Raw genomic sequence first — 17,782 nt, 5'->3', positions numbered from 1 at the left:
AACGACATGCGCTGGCTCGCCTCCGGCCCCCGCTGCGGCATCGGCGAACTCCTGCTCCCCGAGAACGAGCCAGGCTCCTCGATCATGCCCGGCAAGGTGAACCCGACCCAGTGCGAGGCGCTGGTGATGGTCTGCATCCAGACGATCGGCGATGACGCGGCGGTTGCCTTCGCCGGCAGCCAGGGCAATTTCGAGCTGAACGCGATGCGGCCGCTGATCATCAACAACGTGCTCCGCACCTGCCGGACCATGACGGAAGCCTGCACCGCCTTCCGCCGGTTTTCGGTGGAGGGGACCGCGCTGAACCGCGCGCGGATCGACGAACAGCTCGGCCGCTCGCTCATGCTGGTCACCGCGCTGAGCCCGGAAATCGGCTATGATCGCGCCGCCGCGATCGCTCATCACGCGGCGGAACACGGCCTGACGCTGCGCGAAGCGGCAACCGGCTATGGCGGCGTCGACCCCGCGACGTTCGACCGGCTCTGCGACCCGGCAAAACTCGTGGGCTCAGGACTGGCGGGCGCCTGATCCAGCCCGGCAAAGACAGGCTCCGCCGCGCGCATCCTGGCCGCCAGCGCATCGGCAACGGCGCGGATGCGCGGCACGTCGCGCGTATCCTCGTGCTGCACCAGCCAGATTTCCCGCTCCGGCAGCGGCGGTGAATCGATCCGCGTCAACCCCGCGCCGGCGGCGACGTGGTGCCCGAGAACGGCGATGCCCAGCCCGGCGCGGGCGGCGGCGAGCTGGCTTACCCGGCTGTCGGTCCTGAGGGCGACGGATGCCTTCGGCGCCATCGCCGCCAGCGCGTCGAGCTCCGGATAGGCGCCGGTCTCGTCGCGCGACAGGATGAGCCGATGGCCCTCGCCCTGGCTGCCCGGCCAGGCCGGCACGCTGCGCGCGGCAAGATAGGTTTCGCTCGCATATAGGCCGAACGATACCGTGCCGATTCGCCGCCCCCGCAACGACTGCCCACGCGGCCGCGCGAGACGGAGGGCGAGATCGGCCTCGCGCGCAGCGAGCGAGAGGGTACGGTCATCGGCGATCAGTTCCACCACGATGCCCGGATAGCGGTCGGCAAGATCGGCCAAGGCGGGCATCAGCACGGAGGGCGCAAAATCGCTCACCGTCGTCAGGCGCACGGTGCCTTCCAGCCGCACATCCCGCCCGCTCACCGCCCGCTCGGCCGCCAGCGCCGCCGTCTCCATTCGCTCCACCTCGGCGCGCGCCGCCTCACCGGCGGCGGTCAGCCGGAAGCCGCGCGGCGTGCGTTCCAGCAGCCGCACACCGGCCCGCGCCTCCAGCGCCGCGAGCCGCCGTCCCATCGTCGATTGCCGTACGCCCAGCCGCCGCGCCGCCGCCGACAGCGTGCCCTCGCGGGCTATGGCGAGAAAGCTGCGCAGATCGTCCCAATCCATCGTCACTCCTATGCGAATCCGCATGACGATAACCAAAGAATTGGATATTAACCAACCATTCTCGCATGGTTATCTGGAGGGTGAAGGAGATTACGCACATGGACTCGACAATCGACACCCGAACCGCCGGCTACGGCGCCCTGCTGCTCCGGCTGACTCTGGGTTTCCTGTTCTTCGCCCATGACTGGCTGAAATACGCCATCTTCACACCTGCCGGGACGGAACATTTCTTCGCCAGCCTCGGTCTGCCGGGCTGGTTCGGCCTGTTCGTCATGCTGTGGGAACTGGCGGCCGGCATCGCGCTGGTGCTCGGGATATGGGCGCGGCTCGCCGCGCTACTGATCGTGCCGGACCTGATCGGCGCCATCGCGCTGGTACACATCCATAACGGGTTCTATTTCACGGCGAAGGGCGGCGGATGGGAATATCCCGCGTTCTGGGCCATCGCCCTCGTGGTGCTCGCCCTGATCGGCGATGGTCCTTATGCCCTCGTGCCCACACCGTTCGGCCGGAGGACCGCGTGATGCAACCCTCGCTCTTCGTCAGCCATGGCTCGCCGATGCTGGCACTCACCGAAACCCCGGCGAGGATGTTCCTCGCCGGACTTTCCGCCACCCTGCCCAGACCGCGCGCCATTCTCGTCGTCTCCGCGCATTGGGAGACGGCAGAGCCGATGGTCAATGCGGTGGCCCGCAACGAGACCATCCACGATTTCTTCGGCTTCCCCCGCGCGCTCTACGAACTTTCCTATCCCGCGCCGGGCGATGCGGCGCTGGCGCAGCGCATTGCCGGGCTGCTCGGCGAGGCCGGTTTTCCCACCGGGCTCGACCCCGCGCGCGGCCTCGACCACGGCGCCTGGGTGCCGCTGCTGCTGGCCTGGCCCGCGGCCGACATCCCTGTACTCCAGCTCTCGGTACAGACCCGGCTTGGCCCGCGCCACGCCTTCGACATCGGCCGGGCGCTGGCGCCGCTGCGGCGTGACGATGTGCTGATCGTCGGTTCCGGCAGTTTCACTCACGACCTGCGGCGCTTCCGCGGCCAGGCGGTCGACGCGCCGGAGGCGGAGGATGTGACGGCGTTCAGCGCCTGGATGGACGCGGCCATTGCCGGCAACGACATCGCCGCCCTGCTCGACTATCGCGCCCGCGCGCCGCATGCGCGCGACGAACACCCGACCGAAGAGCATCTGCTGCCGCTCTTCACCGCGATCGGCGCCGGAGAGGGCAGCGCGGCGCGGCGGCTGCACAACTCGACCGAGCACGCGATCCTGCGGATGGACGCCTACGGGTTCGGCCTGCCGGCCTGATACCGCACCGCCCAGCGCAGCGGAATCAGCGAGGCGAGCAGCAGCAGGCCGGCGACGACGAGGGCGGTGCCCGAGCGCGGCACGTCCGCCGTGCCGTCAGGCCCCAGCGTCGCCGCGTAGATCGTGGTGAACAGCAACGGGCCGACCAGCGCGGTCAGCCCGTTCAGGCTGGCGAGCAACCCCTGCAGCCGCCCCTGCTCGCGCCCGCCAATCCGGTGCGCCATGATCCCCTGCACCGCGGGCATCGCCAGCCCCCAGGCCGAGAGAACCGGTACGCCGATCCAGAAAATCCGCGAATCGGGCGCGAGACCGAACAGCACAAACCCCGCGGCGCCGCCGATCAGGCCAAGGATAAGCGTTCTCGGCTCGCCAAGCCGGCGCACCATCGGCCCGACCACAACGCCGCCGACCACGGCAAACCCGACCCCGGCGGCGGCAAGGGTGGCGCCGATCAACTGCGGGCGCCAGCCGAACCGCTCCTGCACGTAAAGCACCATGACCGAAGGCACCGCCTGCAGCGCGAGCGTGCCGAGCGCATAGATCGTCGCGGGCGCGGCCACGCCCGGCCGGCGATAGAAGCGCAGCGCATCCAGCGGGTTGAGGCCCCGCCAGCCGATCCGCCGGCGGCGGCGCGGCGCGAGCGATTCCGGCAGCGCCACCAGACCGTAGAGGAAGTTGGCGAGGGAAAGACCTGCTGCGAACCAGAACGGCAGGCGCAACGAAACTGCGCCGAGCAGACCGCCCAGCGCCGGTCCGAGCACAAAGCCGATCGCCGCGGCAACGCCCGAGACGCCGAACGCCGCCGCCCGCCGCTCGGGCGGCGTGACATCGGAAATATATGCATTCGCGGCGGCGATGTTGGCCGACGAAGCGCCGGAGAGAATCCGCCCGGCGAGCAGCCAGCCGACCGATGGGGCCAGCGCCATCACGGTGAAATCCACCGCCTGGCCGAGGCAGGACAGCAGGATCACCGGCCGCCGGCCGAACCGGTCGGACAGCGCGCCAAGCATCGGCGAGGCAATGAACTGCATCGCCGCCCAGGCGGCACCGAAGGCGCCGAACACATGCGCGCTCAGCCCGGCGCCCCCGCCGACCAGCCCGGTGATGAGCGCGGGCAGGACCGGCAGCACGATCGCCATGGCCAGCATGTCCAGCAGGATCGTGGCCATGATGAAGCCGAAAGCGGCCCCGCGCCTGCGGGACGTGGAACCGCTCATCGACACTGGCGCGAAAGACGCACCATCCCTCAGGCGTAGTCGGCGCTGGTGGTCACGTCGCGCGTGCGGTCCGACTTGATGGCGTGGAACACCGGCGATAGCGCGGTGGCCACGATCACGTTCACGACGAAGGTGGCCAGCGCAATGTAGCACGGATAGGTCATCCCACCGATGTGGAACGGATAGATCGCGCCCTTGAGATGGTTCAGCAACGCGAAATGCGTCGCAAGGCCGATGCCCACCGCCCAGCCGACCAGCAACGCCCATCCGTTGTAGAACCGGGTGAACAGGCTGAATACGATGGCCGGAAAGATCTGGATCATCCACATGCCGCCAAGCAGCTGCAACTGGATCGCGTACTTCAGCGGCAGGCCGAAGATGAACAGCAGCGCTCCGATAATCATCACGATCGAGAACAGCTTGGCGATCTGCGATTCCGCCGCCGCCGATACGCCGGGGGAGACGAATTCCTTCCAGATGTCGCGCGTGAAGATGTTCGCCGAGGCAATCGCCATGATCGCGGCAGGCACCAGGGCGCCGATCGCGATGGCGGCAAAGGCAATGCCGACAAACCAGCCCGGCAAGGTATGGATCAGCAGCGCCGGCACGGCGAAACTCGGCCCATAGGCTTTGAAGCCCGCGGCGAACTGGGGCAGCGCGGAAACGCCGGCTGCCACCGCCATGGCGCCGAGCAGGGTGATCAGGCCGAGCATCAGCGAATAGGCCGGCAGGATCACCGCGTTTTTTCGCACCGTCTCGCTCGAGCGCGACGACAGGATGCCGGTCAACGCGTGGGGATACAGGAACAGCGCCATCGCCGAGCCGAGTGCCAGCGTCGCATAGCCAGAATAAAGCCCGGTGGTATGCGGGCCTGGCTTCGGCAGCAGCAGCTTGGTGGAGGCGATCTTCGCGAAAATATGTCCGAACCCGCCCAGCGAGGCCGGGATCGCGAAGATCGCCACGATGATGGTGAGGTAGATCAGCGTGTCCTTGACCACAGCGATCATCGCCGGCGCGCGAAGGCCCGACGTGTAGGTGAAGGCGGCAAGCACGAGGAAGGCCAGGATCAGCGGGAGATGACTGCCGAACCCGGTACCGAGGTTGAACGCGCCGATGACCACCTGCATGCCGACAAGCTGCAACGCGATATAGGGCATGGTCGCGATGATGCCGGTGATACCCACCGCAAGCGCAAGCCAGCGGTTGCCATAGCGGCCTCTGACAAACTCTGGACCGGTGACAAAACCGTATTTGGCGGCAACCCGCCACATTTTCGGAAACACAACATACAGGATCGGATAGGCGACGATGGTGTATGGCACCGCGAAGAAGGCGATGGCGCCTGCGCCGAACATCAGCGCGGGCACGGCAATGAATGTATAGGCCGTATAAAGATCGCCGCCGATCAGGAACCAGGAAATCAGCGTGCCGAACTGGCGGCCGCCAAGCCCCCATTCGTGAAGCTGGTCGAGGTCACCGCCGCGCCAGCGTGCAGCGAAGAACCCCAGGATGAGAACGCCGACCACGAGGACGGCGAAGACGATACCGGCTATGAGCATGGCGACGTTCCTTAGCTTTCGGCGCGCCAGACGATCCAGATGATGACCGACGAGATCACCACCCAGGCGAGCTGGTACCAATAGAAAAAGGGAAAGCCTAGCACGGCGGGCTTGGCATGATTGAAGAACGGCACCCAGAGCGTTGCCACGAAAGGCACAAGCAACAGGAGCCGCCAAGGCGTTGAGCGCGGCTTGCGCTCTGAATTTTCCTCGGCCACGACATCTCTCCGCATAAAGTGATGTTCGTTTTTATGAAAAACGTCATCGCTCTTTAGGCGCACTTGCCTCTGACAGGCAAGCATTCATGCCATACGAGACGCCATCAGCCGCGCCGCCCGCAGGATCGCCGAAAGATCGCCAAGAGCCGTATCGAAATCGTTGTTTTCGATGATGAAATCGAATTCGCCCTGATGCGCGAGTTCGTCCTCGGCCTCCTCCATCCGCATCGCGATCGCGGCGGGATCATCGCCACGCGCCACAAGGCGGCGATGAAGTTCCTCAAGGCTGCTCGTGCGGATGAATACGCCAACCACATCGCGCGGCAGCGCGGCCCTGAGCTGGCGAAAGCCCTGCCAGTCGATATCGAACAGGATGTCCCGGCCCGCCGCCAGCATCTCCCCGACATGCGCGCGCGGCGTGCCGTAGGACCGGCCGAACACCGTCGCATACTCAAGGAATTCGCCTGCCGCGACCATGCCCGCAAACTGTTCCGGGGTGCGGAAGAAATAATGCACCCCCTCCTGCTCGCCATCGCGCGGCGCGCGGGTGGTGGCGCTGATCGACAGCGACAGCCGTGAATCACCGGCAAGCAACGCCCGAGAGAGCGACGTCTTGCCGGCGCCAGAAGGCGCTGCAAGCACGAGGCAGAGGCCGCGCCTATTCAATGTTCTGAACCTGTTCGCGCAGCTGCTCGATCGTTGCCTTGAGGTCGAGCCCGATGGCGGTCAGTTGCAGCGACGCCGACTTGCTGCACAGCGTGTTCGCCTCGCGGTTGAATTCCTGCATCAGGAAATCGAGTCGGCGGCCGACCGGCGCCGACTCGGCGAGTAACGCATGCGCCGCCTCGACATGCGCATCCAGCCGGTCAAGTTCCTCGCGCACGTCAGATTTCGTGGCGAGCAGCGCGACTTCCTGGGCCAGCCGCTCCTGCGGCACCGGGTCGGAATCGCCGAGCAGATCGGCCAGCGCGCCCTGCAGCCGGGCGCGGTGCTGAGCCGCCTGTTCCGGTGCATGAGCACGCGCCGCGGCGACCAGGCGGCGGATCGCGCCGAGCAGGTCCGCGGCGATTACGGCAAGCCGACCGCCCTCGTCACGCCGCGCACAATCGAGCGCTTCAATGGCAACATCGAAGCCGGCGGCCAGAGTGGCGGCAAGAGCCTCTTGCCGGGCGGCCTCCGCATCTTCCGCGACATCCTCGGCGGGAGCGGGACGGATGACGCCAGGCAAGGCCAACAGCGCCTCGGCGCGCGGCACCATCGCACCCGGAATCCGCTCCGACAATGCAAGCGCATGGCACAGGAGCCCTTCCAGCGCCGCCTCGTCCACCATCATCGCCGCCTGGGACTCGCGCTTCAACGTCAGCGTGGCGGACACATTACCGCGCTTCAACCGCTTGCCGGCCACCTCGCGCAGCGCCGGCTCGAGCCCATCCAGCCCCGCGGGCAGGCGCAACCGAAGATCGAGCCCGCGACCGTTCACGCTGCGGATTTCCCAGACGAAACTGGCATTGTCGTGGCTGCCCGCGTGGCGGGCAAAGCCGGTCATCGAGGCAAGGGTGGAGGTCATGGACGCAACGTTTCGCGCACATGATCAAGTGCGACAAGCCTCCCCTCGCGCTCGATATGCCAGAACGTCCAGCCATTGCAGCTTGCGGCGTTCTGAACCGCGGCACCGACCTGATGGATCGAGCCGCGATGCGCGCCGGCGATGATGCTGGCATCCGCCGCGACCGTGGCGCTCACCCGCCGCAGCCTGTCATGCAGCAATGTGCCTGGCGGGACCAAGCCGCGCTCGACCAGCACGCCGAAGGCGATACGCGGCGCCTCTCTGCGGCTCGGCATCGGCCTGGTCAGATGCGCCGGCGCCGCCCGCATTTCCCGCAGCCGCGCCCAGCCGGCCTCGACGTAGGCGGGATGACGCTCGATGCCGATGAAATGCCGGTTGAGCCGCTTGGCCACCGTCGCCGTCGTCGCGGTACCAGAAAACGGGTCCAGCACCACGTCGTCCGGGTTGGTCGCGGCCAGGATTACGCGGTGCAGCAGGGCCTCCGGCTTCTGGGTCGGGTGCAGCTTGAGGCCGTGCTGGTTGCGCAGCCGCTCGCCGCCGGTGCAGAGCGGAATCGTCCAGTCGCTGCGCATCTGGGTATCGTCGTTGAGCGATTTCATCGCCTGATAGTTGAACCGGTAACGCGATTTCGGCTCCCGCGCCGCCCAGATCAGCGTTTCGTGCGCATTCGTGAAGCGCCGGCCGCGGAAATTCGGCATCGGGTTGGTCTTGCGCCAGATCACGTCGTTGAGAATCCAGAACCCGAGATCCTGCATGATCGCGCCGAGGCGGAAAATGTTGTGATAGGAGCCGATCACCCAGATCGTCGCGTCCTTGTGCATCAGCCGCCGCGCCTCAGAGAGCCAGGCGCGCGAGAATTCGTCATAGGCCGCGAAATCGGTGAACTTGTCCCAGTCGTCGTCAACACCGTCGACCACACTGTCATCCGGCCGGCGCAATTCGCCACGGAGTTGCAGGTTGTAGGGCGGATCGGCGAAGACGCAGTCGATCGACGCATCCGGCAGCATGCGCATCATCTCGACGGCATCGCCAAGCAGAAGCTGATCGAGCGGCAATTCGCGAACGGCGGTCAAGGGCAATTTGGGCCTCGGTCTGTCTCTCCCCCCTATACCTGACGAACGCGCCGTGGTCGCGTCAATGGCTGATGCGCACCCGGACCGACCTTGCGGCTTGCATCCGGGGTCAAATCAGCCATCCTGACGCCAGCAGAGCGGAGGATTCCATGCCCTACGAGATGATTGTGACCGAAACCGACGGCGCCGTGGCCGTCATCCGGCTGAACCGCCCGGAGTCGCTGAACGCGCTGTGCGACCAGTTGATGAGCGAACTCGCCGACGCCTTGCGCGGCTTCGATTCCGACAAGTCAATCCGCTGCATCGTGCTCACCGGATCGGACAGAGCGTTCGCCGCCGGCGCCGACATCAAGGAAATGCAGAACCGTAGCTGGCCCGAAACCGGCCTCGACGATTTCATCGGAAAATCATGGGAAGTCGTTACCACGACGCTCAAGCCGGTGATCGCGGCGGTATCGGGCTATGCGCTCGGCGGCGGATGCGAGTTGGCGATGATGTGCGACATCATCATCGCGGCCGACACGGCGAAGTTCGGCCAGCCGGAAATCGCCATCGGCGTGATCCCCGGTGCCGGCGGCACCCAGCGCCTGACCCGCGCCATCGGGAAATCCAAGGCGATGGAGATGATCCTGACCGGCCGGATGATGGATGCCGAAGAAGCCGAACGCGCCAACCTCGTCGCCCGCGTGGTGCCGGCCGCGGACCTGATGCCGGAGGCGATGAAGCTAGCCAGGCGCATCGCCGGCATGTCTCCCGTCGCCCTCCTCCAGGCCAAACGCAGCATCAACGCCGCCTTCGAGACCATGCTGGCCGAGGGTGTGAGATACGAGCGGGCGAGCTTCCTTCCGCTGTTCGGCACACCCCACCAGCGCGAAGGCATGGCGGCCTTCATCGAGAAGCGCAAGCCGGACTTTTCATAGCTCCCGCACGGCTCAGACAGGGAACTGGACGGAGAACAGCCGGTCGGAGAGGCCGTCCAGCTTTCTACCAACCGCCCCCTGCCGCCTTTGCTGCGATTGCTGCCAGCGTCTTGCAGAGCGGGGTCAGGACGGCCGAGCACCACGGCAGGGTTGCCTTCCGCCGAGGCCGCAAGACCTGCCCCGTTTCGGAGATCGCACGCAAGCCGCAACCCGGTGAACTGCGAGCGCCGGCCCGGGTGAAGGAACTTGGGCTAGGTCGGGCGCACGCACCCATTTGATGTTGCCATCGAAGTGCTGCGGACAATTATCTGATTTATAATGAACTTCCTGCTATATCCCCCGATCGCGCAGGCAACGGGACAGAATCCTGGGATGGGGGCGACAGGCGCTTGCGGTCTATTGCCGGACGTCACCCGCGATATCATCGAGGCGCAGGTCGCCGGCAGCGGTCTCCGACTCCCCGGTTGTCAACAGCGCCCCAGTCCAGCGCGGATACGCATCGGCGAATCCTCCCAATGCCCGGGATCGGGAAGCAGGTCGCAGTTTGTCAGGACGCTTTGACGTGAACTGGTTGGCCTCAGGCAGTGCCCGGCACACCTTTCGATGTCGAATACTCGAAATGCAGCGCCTCGTCCGGATGCACGATCGGATGGATTGCGTGAGCCGCCATCGCCGCTTCTGAGAAGCCCTGCAGGATCAGCTTGAGTTTGCCCGGATACTGCGCAACGTCGCCAATCGCGAAAATGCCGCGCGTGCTGGTCTCGCAGGTCGAGGGGGTCACAAGAACGTGATGAAGCGAAAGCTCAAGCCCCCAGGTCGCAACCGGCCCGAGATCGGTGGCGAGACCGAAGAACGGCAACAGCACATCGGCCTCGAGATGCCGGGTTGCGCCGTCGAGATCGGCGACCTCGACCGTGCGCAGCGCACCATCGGCGCCATGCAGTGCGTGCAACTGATAGGGAATGACGAGGTCGATGTCGCCCCGCGCCGCCGCTTCGGCCAATTGCGCGGCACTTTCGGGCGCGGCACGAAATTTCGGCCGCCGGTGGACCACGGCGATGCTCGATGCAATCCCGCACAGCGCCAGCGCCCAGTCCACCGCCGAGTCGCCACCGCCGGCGATCACCACCCGCTTGCCGCGCAACGCCTCGCGCCGCTTCACGTAATACTGCACCGCACCGCTCGCCTCGTAGGCGGCGAGTCCCTCCAGCGGCGGACGGTTCGGGCCGAATGCCCCCGCACCGGCTGCGATGATGATGGCCTTCGCGCGGACGATGTCGCCCAGGTCGGTGCCGATCGTGAAATCGCCCGAACTGCCGGAAATCGCCGTCACGAGCCGGCCGAGCAGGCGCGGCGCGGCGAAGGGCGCGATCTGCCGCTCCAGATTCTCGATCAACCCTGCCGCCTCGATCGCCGGCAGGGCGGGAATGTCGTAGATCGGCTTTTCCGGATAGAGCGCCGCACACTGGCCGCCCACCTCGCCCAACGCGTCGATCAGCACGGTGCCGAGCTTCAGCATCCCGCACTCGAAAACGGCGAACAGGCCGGCTGGGCCCGCGCCGATAATGGCCACATCGGTGGTGATCGTCTCTGCCATGCCCCATGCCTAGCCGAAACCGCGCCCGGGTCAACTTGCAAAGACGATCTGATCGGGCAGGATCGCGCCATGGCGATTCGGAAGATGACGCTTGGCAGCGAGGCCGAGACCGTCGCTCTCGCGCAGGCGATGGCCGCGCGGGCACGGGCGGGCGATGCGCTTCTGCTCTCGGGAAATCTGGGCGCGGGAAAATCGACCTTTGCCCGCGCCTTCATCCGCGCCCGCGCGGGCGATGCCTCGCTCGATGTGCCGAGCCCGAGTTTCACCCTGGTACAGACCTACGAACTTGACCCGCCGGTGACGCATTTCGACCTCTGGCGTCTCACCGGACCGGACGACGTCGCCGAACTCGGGCTGGATGCCGCCTTGGCCGGCATTGCCCTCATCGAGTGGCCAGACCGGCTCGGCCCGCTTGCCCCGCGCGAGGCGATCACGCTCGCGCTGGGCTGGGGCGAGGGCAATACCCGCACGGCTACCGCGTCCGGGCCGGATGCGCTGCTCGAAAGGCTCATGCGATGACGCCCCATGTGCGTTTCATCAGCGCTGACCGTCCGTTCCTGCCCGAACTCGCCCGCGCGTGGCTCGATGAGGCGACGCGTGACGGGCGCGATCCGGCCGATGGCGTGTTGTTCCTGCCCACCCGCCGCGCCGCCCGCGCCGCCGCCGCCGCCTTTCTCGACGCCAAGGGCGGACCACTGATCATGCCCCGCATCGCCGCCATCGGGGCGGCGGATGAAGCCGCACTCGGCATCCTCGCCGGGCTCGACCTGCCGCCGGCGATCACGGCCGAGGAACGCCGGGCGATCCTCGCCAGGCTCATCCTCGGCATGGGCGGGCGCGACGGCGCGCCGACCACCCTCGCCGCCGCGCTCCTGCTCGCGGACGATCTCGCCTTGCTGCTCGACACCGCCGCCCAGGCTGAGATCGACCTTGCGGAGACGCTGCCCGGAATCGTGGCGCCGGACCTTGCGGAACACTGGCAGCGCACGCTGGATTTCCTCTCGATCGTGACAAGGACATGGCCTGCCATTCTCGCCGAACGCGGTGCTGTCGATCCGGCGGTCCGCCAGCGCATGCTGATCGACGCGCAAGCCGAACGCTGGCGCCTCACGCCGCCGGCGCATCCGGTCTGGCTCGCCGGGCTTGCCGCGGCCCCCCCGGCCCTCGGGCGCCTCGCGAGAGTCGTCGCGGGCCTGCCGCACGGTTGCGTGGTGCTGCCGGGGTTCGATCCCGATCTGCCCGATAATGCCTGGTCGATGCTCGATCACACGCCGACCCACCCCCAGGCCGGACTGAACCGCCTTGCCGAAGCGATCGGCGTGCGACGCGAAGAGGTTGCACCTCTGCGAGAAGGCGGTGCAACCGGCCGCGAGACACGGGTTGCACTCCTGCGCCGCGCCTTTTTGCCCACGGCGCCGGCGGCGGATATTGCCGCCGCATCGGCCGACGGACTCTGGCGACTCGATGCAGCGGACGAGCAGGACGAGGCGCGTGCCATCGCGCTGACCCTGCGCCACGCGCTCGAAACGCCAGGGCGTCACGCCGCGCTGGTTACGCCGGATCGCGGCCTGGCCCAGCGTGTCGCCGCCGAACTCGAACGGCTCGGTATTCGCGCCGACGACAGCGCAGGGGAGCGACTTGCGGACACACCGCCCGCGGTGCTGCTGCGCCTGCTCGCCGCCGCCGCCGCGAGCGACTACGATGCCGTGCCGCTTCTGGCGCTGCTGAAACACCCCCTGGTCAATGCCGGCCTGCCGGCGGGACGATGCCGCGCCCTCGCCCGTCGGCTAGACCTGCTGCTCCGCGCCGCCCTGCCCGGCCCCGGCTTTTCGGCCATGCGCCATGCCGCCGATCACTCAACCAAACCGGACGAGGCGCTTTCGACCTTTCTCGCCGACCTGCAGGTCAGCCTTCGCCCGCTGTCGCTCGGCCCGGCGAAGACGTCGCCGGCCAGCCTTCTCGCCGGGTTGGTGGAGGCAGCGGAGGCGATCGCCGACGAACTCTGGACCGGCGAGGCCGGGGCGGCGCTGTCAGAACATCTCGCCGTTCAGATCGCAGCGCTCGATGCCCTGCCGGATATCGAGGCGACGGAACTCGTGCCGTTGCTCGACGCGGTGCTCGGCAACGCCCGGCTGCGCCGCCCCAGAGCGCGCGACGCCAATCCGCGCGTCGCGATCTGGGGCATGATGGAGGCGCGATTGCAACGGGTCGACACGCTCGTTCTCGGCGGGCTGGTCGAGGGCGTGTTTCCGGCCGAACCAGAGCCAGGCCCCTGGCTTTCGCGCCCAATGCGGCGCGCCGCGCGGTTGCCGGACGATGCCGAGCGGATCGGCGAGGCCGCGCACGATCTCGGCATCCTGATCGCCTCATGCGACGAGGTGATCCTGTCGGCGCCGCGCCGGCGGGGCCGCGCGCCGGCGGTACCTTCGCGCTTTCTGGCGCGGATCGACCTTGCGTTGCGCGGGGCCGGCAGCGCACTGAAGCAACATCCCGCCAGCCACTGGTCGACCAGGCTCGACCAGCCGACACTGCGGATTGCCCGGCCCCGGCCGGAACCGCGCCCGCCGGCCCGTGCAAGGCCCATCTCCTATTCGATCTCGAAAGTCACGACGCTGCTGAGCGACCCCTATGCGATCTATGCCGGCGAGGTCTTGGATCTGCACACGCTCAACCCGCTGCAGGCGGAAACCGATGCGGCACTGTTCGGCACTATCACCCATGATGCGCTGAAAGCGGTGACCCGCACGCCGGACTGGGCGTCCGCGCCGGATGCGGCGGCACGACTCGCCCACGCATTTACCTCGGAACTGCGCGGCAAGCGCCTGCGCCGTGCGCTGGAGGCGTTCTGGCTCGTGCGGCTCGAACGGATCGCCGAATGGATCGTCGAGATCGAGCGCGGCAGGCTTGCCGACCTGGGCAAGGCGGATGGCATCAAGGTGGAACTACCCGGCGAATGGCGGTTCGGCCATTTCACGGTGAAGGGGCGTGCCGACCGGATCGAACGCCGGGGCGAGACCCTCGCGATCATCGATTACAAGACCGGCAGTCCACCCGCTGACAAGGCGGTGGAGGCAGGCAGCGCGCCACAATTGCCGATCGAGGCGGTCATCGCGGAGGCCGGTGGCTTTCCCGGCTTCACCGGCAAAGTAACGGAACTCGCCTACTGGAAACTGTCGGGCGGCGCCACGGAAGGTGAAACGCGCGCGCTGTTCGGCGGCAATGCCGGGCCACTCCGGGCGGTGATCGACGCGGCGCGTACGCAGATCCCTGCCCTGCTCGCCTATTATGCTGACCCGGCGACACCGTTTCTCGACGCGCCGCATCCGGGCCGCAAACCCTATGACCAGCCCTTCGCCGGCATTTCCCGGCGCGCCGAATGGCAGGAGGACGCATGAGCGGCGCGATCGCAGCAGCCGAGGCGGCGCAACGCGCGGCCTCCGACCCTTCCGTCTCGGCCTTCGTCGGCGCTTCGGCCGGCTCGGGCAAGACCAAACTGCTGACCGACCGGCTGCTGCGGCTGATGCTCTCCGGTGCCACGCCGAGCCGCATTCTCTGCCTCACCTTCACCCGCGCCGCCGCCGCCGAGATGGCGATCCGCCTCCGCCGGCGGCTCGGTGACTGGGCGATCGCCACGGACGAAACTCTCGATGCCGATCTCGCGGCGCTGGACATGCCGGCGGATACCGGGACGAGGCATCGAGCAAGGATGCTGTTCGGCCAGGTGCTCGACCTGCCGGGCGGCCTGCGGATCGACACGGTTCACGCCTTCTGCCAGTCGCTGCTGCGCCGCTTTCCACTGGAAGCGCAGATCTCGCCACATTTCGCCGTCGCCGATGAGGCCGAAGCCGCAGTCCGCCGCCGCGGCGCGCGCGAGGCCGTGCTCGGCGATGACAGCCGCGCCGCCGAAGCCGCGCTGCGTCTGCTCGCGGGGCAGATTTCGGAAACCGATTTCGCCGGACTGACCGACCGGATGCTGACCGATGCGCAGGCCCGCCTTGCCCGACTCGTGAGCCGCCACCCAGATGCCGGCATCATCGCGGCGATGCAGGCAGCGGCCCTCGATGCTCCGGATGACGACGAGGAAACGATCCGCCGCGCGATCGTCGAATTCGACGATCGCGAGATCCGTGGCGCTCTTTCCATCATCAAGGATCGGAGCTCGACGAAGGCGTGTGAAAAGGCGGGCGAACTGCTCAGCTGGCTGAAGCTCGAAACAGAGGCGCGCCTCGCCTGCCAGGACATCTGGATCAGCGGCTTCTTCACCGGCAAGGGCGACCCACGCGCGATGTCTTCGCTGGTGAGCAAGGGGCTCGACGCCGAGGAGCCCACACTCAAGGCCACGATCGAGGCGGAACAGGGGCGATTGTTGCGCGCGAAAGACCGGCTCGCGGCGCGCCGTCTTGCCGATCTTTCGGCGGCGCTCGCCCAGCTCGTGTTGCCGATCCAAGCCGCCGAGCAGAGCGCGAAGCAGGGTAGTGCGCGGTTCGACTATGCAGACCTGATCGCCCGCGCCGCGCAACTGCTTGTCGACCCCGGTGCCGCCTGGGTGCTCTACAAGCTCGACGGCGGAATCGACCACATTCTGCTTGACGAGGTGCAGGACATCGCACCGGCGCAATGGGAAGTGATCGACGCGATCGTCGCGGAATTCTTCGCCGGCACCGGTGCGCGGGACGGCACCGCACGCACCGTCTTCGCGGTGGGTGACCGGAAGCAGTCGATCTATTCCTTTCAGGGCGCCGATCTCGCGAGTTTCGACGCCTGGCGGGCGGGGATCGGAGCGCGCGTCTCGGCCGCCGGCGCGCGCTGGCACGAAGGCAGCCTTGCGACATCATTCCGCTCTACGGCGCCCATTCTCTCTCTGGTGGACAAGGTATTCGAACGCGGGCCGGCACGCAGCGGTGTGGTCATGCCGGACGAGGAGCTGGCGCATGGCGCGAGCCGCGCCGGACAAGCCGGCTCGGTCACGCTCTGGCCGCTGGTGCCGGCGGATCCCGACCCCGAACTCGCTGCCTGGGCACCGGCCGAGACCTACGCCGAACAGGCCTCGGCCAGGCGACGACTGGCCAGGTCGGTCGCGGGCTGGATTGCCGCAAATGTCGGCACGATGCGTCTCGAGTCTCGCGGCCGGATGCTCGCTCCCGGCGATATCCTGATCCTGGTCAGGCAGCGGAACGAATTCGGCGTCGCGCTCACCCGCGCGCTGAAGGAGGCGGGGGTCAAGGTCGCGGGGCTCGACCGCATGGTGCTGACCGAAACCCGCGCCGTGGCCGACCTGATCGCCCTCGCCCGCGCGGTGCTGCTGCCGGAAGACGACGTCGAACTCGCCACCGTGCTGGCCAGTCCCCTCGGCGGGCTTTCCGACGAGGAATTGATGAATCTCGCCCTCGACCGCAAAGGCACGCTGCGCGACGCGTTATTCACCCGCGCCGACGAACACGTGGCCTTTGCGGCGGCTCGCGACCTGATTGCCGAAGCGCAGGCGCGGGCGGATTTCGTCACCCCCTACCGCTTCTTTGCCGAGGTGCTGGGGCCGATGGGCGGGCGGGCGCGGCTGCTCGCCCGGCTTGGTCCCGAGGCGGCGGAACCTCTCGATGAGTTGCTCGCCACCGCCCTCGACTATGGCACGCACGAAGCGCCGAGCCTGCAGGGTTTCCTCGCCGCGCTCGACGCCGCCGCAGCCGAGGTGAAACGGGAGGCGGAAGCCGCGGGCGATTCCGTGCGGCTGATGACCGTGCATGGCGCGAAGGGATTGCAGGCGCCGCTGGTGATCCTGCCTGACACCACCGGTCAGCGGGGGAAGGAAGCGCGCGATCTCCTTTACTGGATCGACGCACCGCAAGGCGGCGGCGAGGTTCCCATTTTTTGCCCGCGAGCCGACATGCGCAGCGCCGCCGTGCGCCAGGCTCTCGCCAGTGCATCCGACCGCGGCTTCGAGGAATACAATCGGCTTCTCTATGTTGCGCTGACCCGGGCGGAAGACCATCTGATCGTTTGCGGTGCTGCGACGAAATCCCGCCTCCCCGAGACCTGCTGGTATGAAAGCGTGCGCGCCGGTTTCGAACGGCTCGATGGAGTTGCCGAAATCGAGGCCGAACCGCCGCTCGACGGCACGATTCTGTATTATGCCGCACCGCAATCCGCACCGCCGGACCGGCTTGCGGCAATCAGCACGGCGACTGCGGCGCCGCTGCCCGGATGGATCGGTCCGGAAACCGGCTGGCGCGCAGCACCGCCGCCCGAACCAAAACAGCGCATCGACCGGCTGGTACCCAGCAGGAGCGCCGAGGGGGAAAGCACCGGTCTGGCCGCCGCCTCGCCGCTCGCTGGCCGTGGCACGGGCCGGGAAGCCGCCATGGCGCGCGGGCGGCTGATCCACGCGCTGCTGCAGCACCTGCCGGAGCTCCCGCCGGACGACCGGCGGGAGGCCGCGCGCCGTTATCTGGCGCAACCCGGTCACCGGCTTGGCGATGTGGAGCAGACGGATGTGATCGACACGGTCTTTGGCGTGCTCGATCACCCGGACCTGACAGCGCTATTCGGCCCCGCCTCACGCGCGGAGGCACCGATCGCCGGCATCGTCGGCGGTGTTGAGATCGGCGGATTGATCGACCGGCTCGCGGTTTTACCCGACCGGGTGCTCATTGCCGACTACAAGACCGATCGCCAGCCGCCAGCAGATCCGGCCGAAATTCCCGAGGCCTATGCGGCGCAGCTTGCGGCCTATGCCGCCGTGCTTGCCGAGATCTATCCAGGTCGCCGGATCGACGCGGTGCTGGTCTGGACCGCGCGGGGCCATGTCATGCCGGTGCCCGCGGCAAGGCTCGCGCGACATGCGCCCAAGCCGGACCAGCCATCCGCTTGATCGTCGCCGGGCGAGACGCCATTCTCCCCATCAACATCTCGTTTA

Annotated in this window: 15 protein-coding genes; 7 read left to right on the top strand and 8 right to left on the bottom strand. The window is 67.6% G+C overall.

Annotation, left to right across the window (positions count from 1 at the left end; genetic code table 11):
* Nucleotides 1-528, top strand: a 528-nt coding sequence (locus APM_RS03100) for a lyase family protein (protein WP_039887636.1), incomplete at its 5' end; no start/stop codon positions are given.
* Here APM_RS03100 and APM_RS03095 read toward each other — a convergent pair.
* On the bottom strand, nucleotides 447-1,415 hold the full coding sequence (locus APM_RS03095; RefSeq protein WP_039887630.1) for a LysR family transcriptional regulator: 969 nt from the start codon (nucleotides 1,413-1,415) through the stop codon (nucleotides 447-449). The genes APM_RS03100 and APM_RS03095 overlap by 82 nt on opposite strands.
* A gap of 98 nt (nucleotides 1,416-1,513) precedes the next feature.
* Between APM_RS03095 and APM_RS03090 the strand changes: the two genes are divergently transcribed.
* Together APM_RS03090 and APM_RS03085 are read left to right on the top strand one after the other, a co-directional pair.
* A complete protein-coding gene (locus tag APM_RS03090; RefSeq protein ID WP_007421898.1) occupies nucleotides 1,514-1,939 on the top strand; it encodes a DoxX family protein in 426 nt (141 codons plus the stop codon).
* The gene (locus tag APM_RS03085; protein ID WP_007421897.1) at nucleotides 1,939-2,721 is read left to right on the top strand and encodes a class III extradiol ring-cleavage dioxygenase; all 783 of its coding nucleotides are present in this window, start codon (nucleotides 1,939-1,941) and stop codon (nucleotides 2,719-2,721) included. The genes APM_RS03090 and APM_RS03085 overlap by 1 nt, the downstream gene beginning before the upstream one ends.
* Here APM_RS03085 and APM_RS03080 read toward each other — a convergent pair.
* The 6 genes from APM_RS03080 to APM_RS03055 all read right to left on the bottom strand — a co-directional run bounded on the left by APM_RS03080 (nucleotide 2,697) and on the right by APM_RS03055 (nucleotide 8,298).
* Nucleotides 2,697-3,938: an MFS transporter gene (locus APM_RS03080; RefSeq protein WP_011942248.1), complete on the bottom strand. Its 1,242-nt coding sequence runs from the start codon at nucleotides 3,936-3,938 to the stop codon at nucleotides 2,697-2,699. The genes APM_RS03085 and APM_RS03080 overlap by 25 nt on opposite strands.
* Before the next feature lie 29 nt (nucleotides 3,939-3,967).
* Nucleotides 3,968-5,497: a monocarboxylate uptake permease MctP gene (gene mctP, locus APM_RS03075; RefSeq protein ID WP_007421895.1), complete on the bottom strand. Its 1,530-nt coding sequence runs from the start codon at nucleotides 5,495-5,497 to the stop codon at nucleotides 3,968-3,970.
* A gap of 11 nt (nucleotides 5,498-5,508) precedes the next feature.
* Nucleotides 5,509-5,715 (bottom strand): DUF3311 domain-containing protein, encoded by a 207-nt coding sequence (locus tag APM_RS03070; RefSeq protein ID WP_007421894.1) that lies wholly within the window; start codon nucleotides 5,713-5,715, stop codon nucleotides 5,509-5,511.
* Nucleotides 5,716-5,799: 84 nt separating this feature from the next.
* Complete coding sequence (gene gmk, locus APM_RS03065; RefSeq protein WP_011942249.1) at nucleotides 5,800-6,381, bottom strand: guanylate kinase; 582 nt, start codon at nucleotides 6,379-6,381, stop codon at nucleotides 5,800-5,802.
* On the bottom strand, nucleotides 6,374-7,282 hold the full coding sequence (locus APM_RS03060; RefSeq protein ID WP_007421892.1) for a YicC/YloC family endoribonuclease: 909 nt from the start codon (nucleotides 7,280-7,282) through the stop codon (nucleotides 6,374-6,376). The genes gmk and APM_RS03060 overlap by 8 nt, the downstream gene beginning before the upstream one ends.
* Nucleotides 7,279-8,298 (bottom strand): site-specific DNA-methyltransferase, encoded by a 1,020-nt coding sequence (locus tag APM_RS03055; RefSeq protein WP_172637347.1) that lies wholly within the window; start codon nucleotides 8,296-8,298, stop codon nucleotides 7,279-7,281. Before APM_RS03055 ends, APM_RS03060 begins: the two co-directional genes overlap by 4 nt.
* Before the next feature lie 206 nt (nucleotides 8,299-8,504).
* Between APM_RS03055 and APM_RS03050 the strand changes: the two genes are divergently transcribed.
* Complete coding sequence (locus APM_RS03050) at nucleotides 8,505-9,275, top strand: enoyl-CoA hydratase-related protein (protein ID WP_007421890.1); 771 nt, start codon at nucleotides 8,505-8,507, stop codon at nucleotides 9,273-9,275.
* Between the two features lie 577 nt (nucleotides 9,276-9,852).
* Here the strand turns inward: APM_RS03050 and APM_RS03045 are convergent.
* Nucleotides 9,853-10,872, bottom strand: a complete 1,020-nt coding sequence (locus tag APM_RS03045; RefSeq protein ID WP_007421889.1) for an NAD(P)/FAD-dependent oxidoreductase — start codon at nucleotides 10,870-10,872, stop codon at nucleotides 9,853-9,855.
* A 69-nt stretch (nucleotides 10,873-10,941) separates the two neighbouring features.
* On the opposite strand from APM_RS03045, the gene tsaE reads away from it, so the two are divergent.
* From tsaE to addA, 3 genes are read left to right on the top strand one after another with little or no spacing between them, the layout of a single operon-like run.
* Nucleotides 10,942-11,391, top strand: coding sequence for a tRNA (adenosine(37)-N6)-threonylcarbamoyltransferase complex ATPase subunit type 1 TsaE (gene tsaE, locus APM_RS03040; protein ID WP_007421888.1), 450 nt, complete (start codon nucleotides 10,942-10,944; stop codon nucleotides 11,389-11,391).
* Nucleotides 11,388-14,267 (top strand): double-strand break repair protein AddB, encoded by a 2,880-nt coding sequence (addB, locus tag APM_RS03035; protein ID WP_039887627.1) that lies wholly within the window; start codon nucleotides 11,388-11,390, stop codon nucleotides 14,265-14,267. The genes tsaE and addB overlap by 4 nt, the downstream gene beginning before the upstream one ends.
* The gene (addA, locus tag APM_RS03030) at nucleotides 14,264-17,737 is read left to right on the top strand and encodes a double-strand break repair helicase AddA (protein WP_007421886.1); all 3,474 of its coding nucleotides are present in this window, start codon (nucleotides 14,264-14,266) and stop codon (nucleotides 17,735-17,737) included. Before addB ends, addA begins: the two co-directional genes overlap by 4 nt.
* Nucleotides 17,738-17,782: the final 45 nt, after the last annotated feature.

Source organism: Acidiphilium sp. PM, assembly GCF_000219295.1.
Classification (GTDB): Bacteria; Pseudomonadota; Alphaproteobacteria; order Acetobacterales; family Acetobacteraceae; genus Acidiphilium; species Acidiphilium multivorum.
The sequence above is the reverse complement of the archived record's forward strand: the minus strand, read 5'-3'. Positions and strand labels throughout refer to the sequence as shown.

Excerpts from the sequence above, each read along its gene's own strand:
- APM_RS03095 (WP_039887630.1), bottom strand. The coding sequence starts at position 1,415 with ATGGATTGGGACGATCTGCGCAGCTTTCTCGCCATAGCCCGCGAGGGC.
- APM_RS03090 (WP_007421898.1), top strand. The coding sequence starts at position 1,514 with ATGGACTCGACAATCGACACCCGAACCGCCGGCTACGGCGCCCTGCTG.
- APM_RS03085 (WP_007421897.1), top strand. The coding sequence starts at position 1,939 with ATGCAACCCTCGCTCTTCGTCAGCCATGGCTCGCCGATGCTGGCACTC.
- APM_RS03080 (WP_011942248.1), bottom strand. The coding sequence starts at position 3,938 with ATGAGCGGTTCCACGTCCCGCAGGCGCGGGGCCGCTTTCGGCTTCATC.
- mctP (WP_007421895.1), bottom strand. The coding sequence starts at position 5,497 with ATGCTCATAGCCGGTATCGTCTTCGCCGTCCTCGTGGTCGGCGTTCTC.
- APM_RS03060 (WP_007421892.1), bottom strand. The coding sequence starts at position 7,282 with ATGACCTCCACCCTTGCCTCGATGACCGGCTTTGCCCGCCACGCGGGC.
- APM_RS03055 (WP_172637347.1), bottom strand. The coding sequence starts at position 8,298 with ATGATGCGCATGCTGCCGGATGCGTCGATCGACTGCGTCTTCGCCGAT.
- APM_RS03050 (WP_007421890.1), top strand. The coding sequence starts at position 8,505 with ATGCCCTACGAGATGATTGTGACCGAAACCGACGGCGCCGTGGCCGTC.
- APM_RS03045 (WP_007421889.1), bottom strand. The coding sequence starts at position 10,872 with ATGGCAGAGACGATCACCACCGATGTGGCCATTATCGGCGCGGGCCCA.
- tsaE (WP_007421888.1), top strand. The coding sequence starts at position 10,942 with ATGGCGATTCGGAAGATGACGCTTGGCAGCGAGGCCGAGACCGTCGCT.
- addB (WP_039887627.1), top strand. The coding sequence starts at position 11,388 with ATGACGCCCCATGTGCGTTTCATCAGCGCTGACCGTCCGTTCCTGCCC.
- addA (WP_007421886.1), top strand. The coding sequence starts at position 14,264 with ATGAGCGGCGCGATCGCAGCAGCCGAGGCGGCGCAACGCGCGGCCTCC.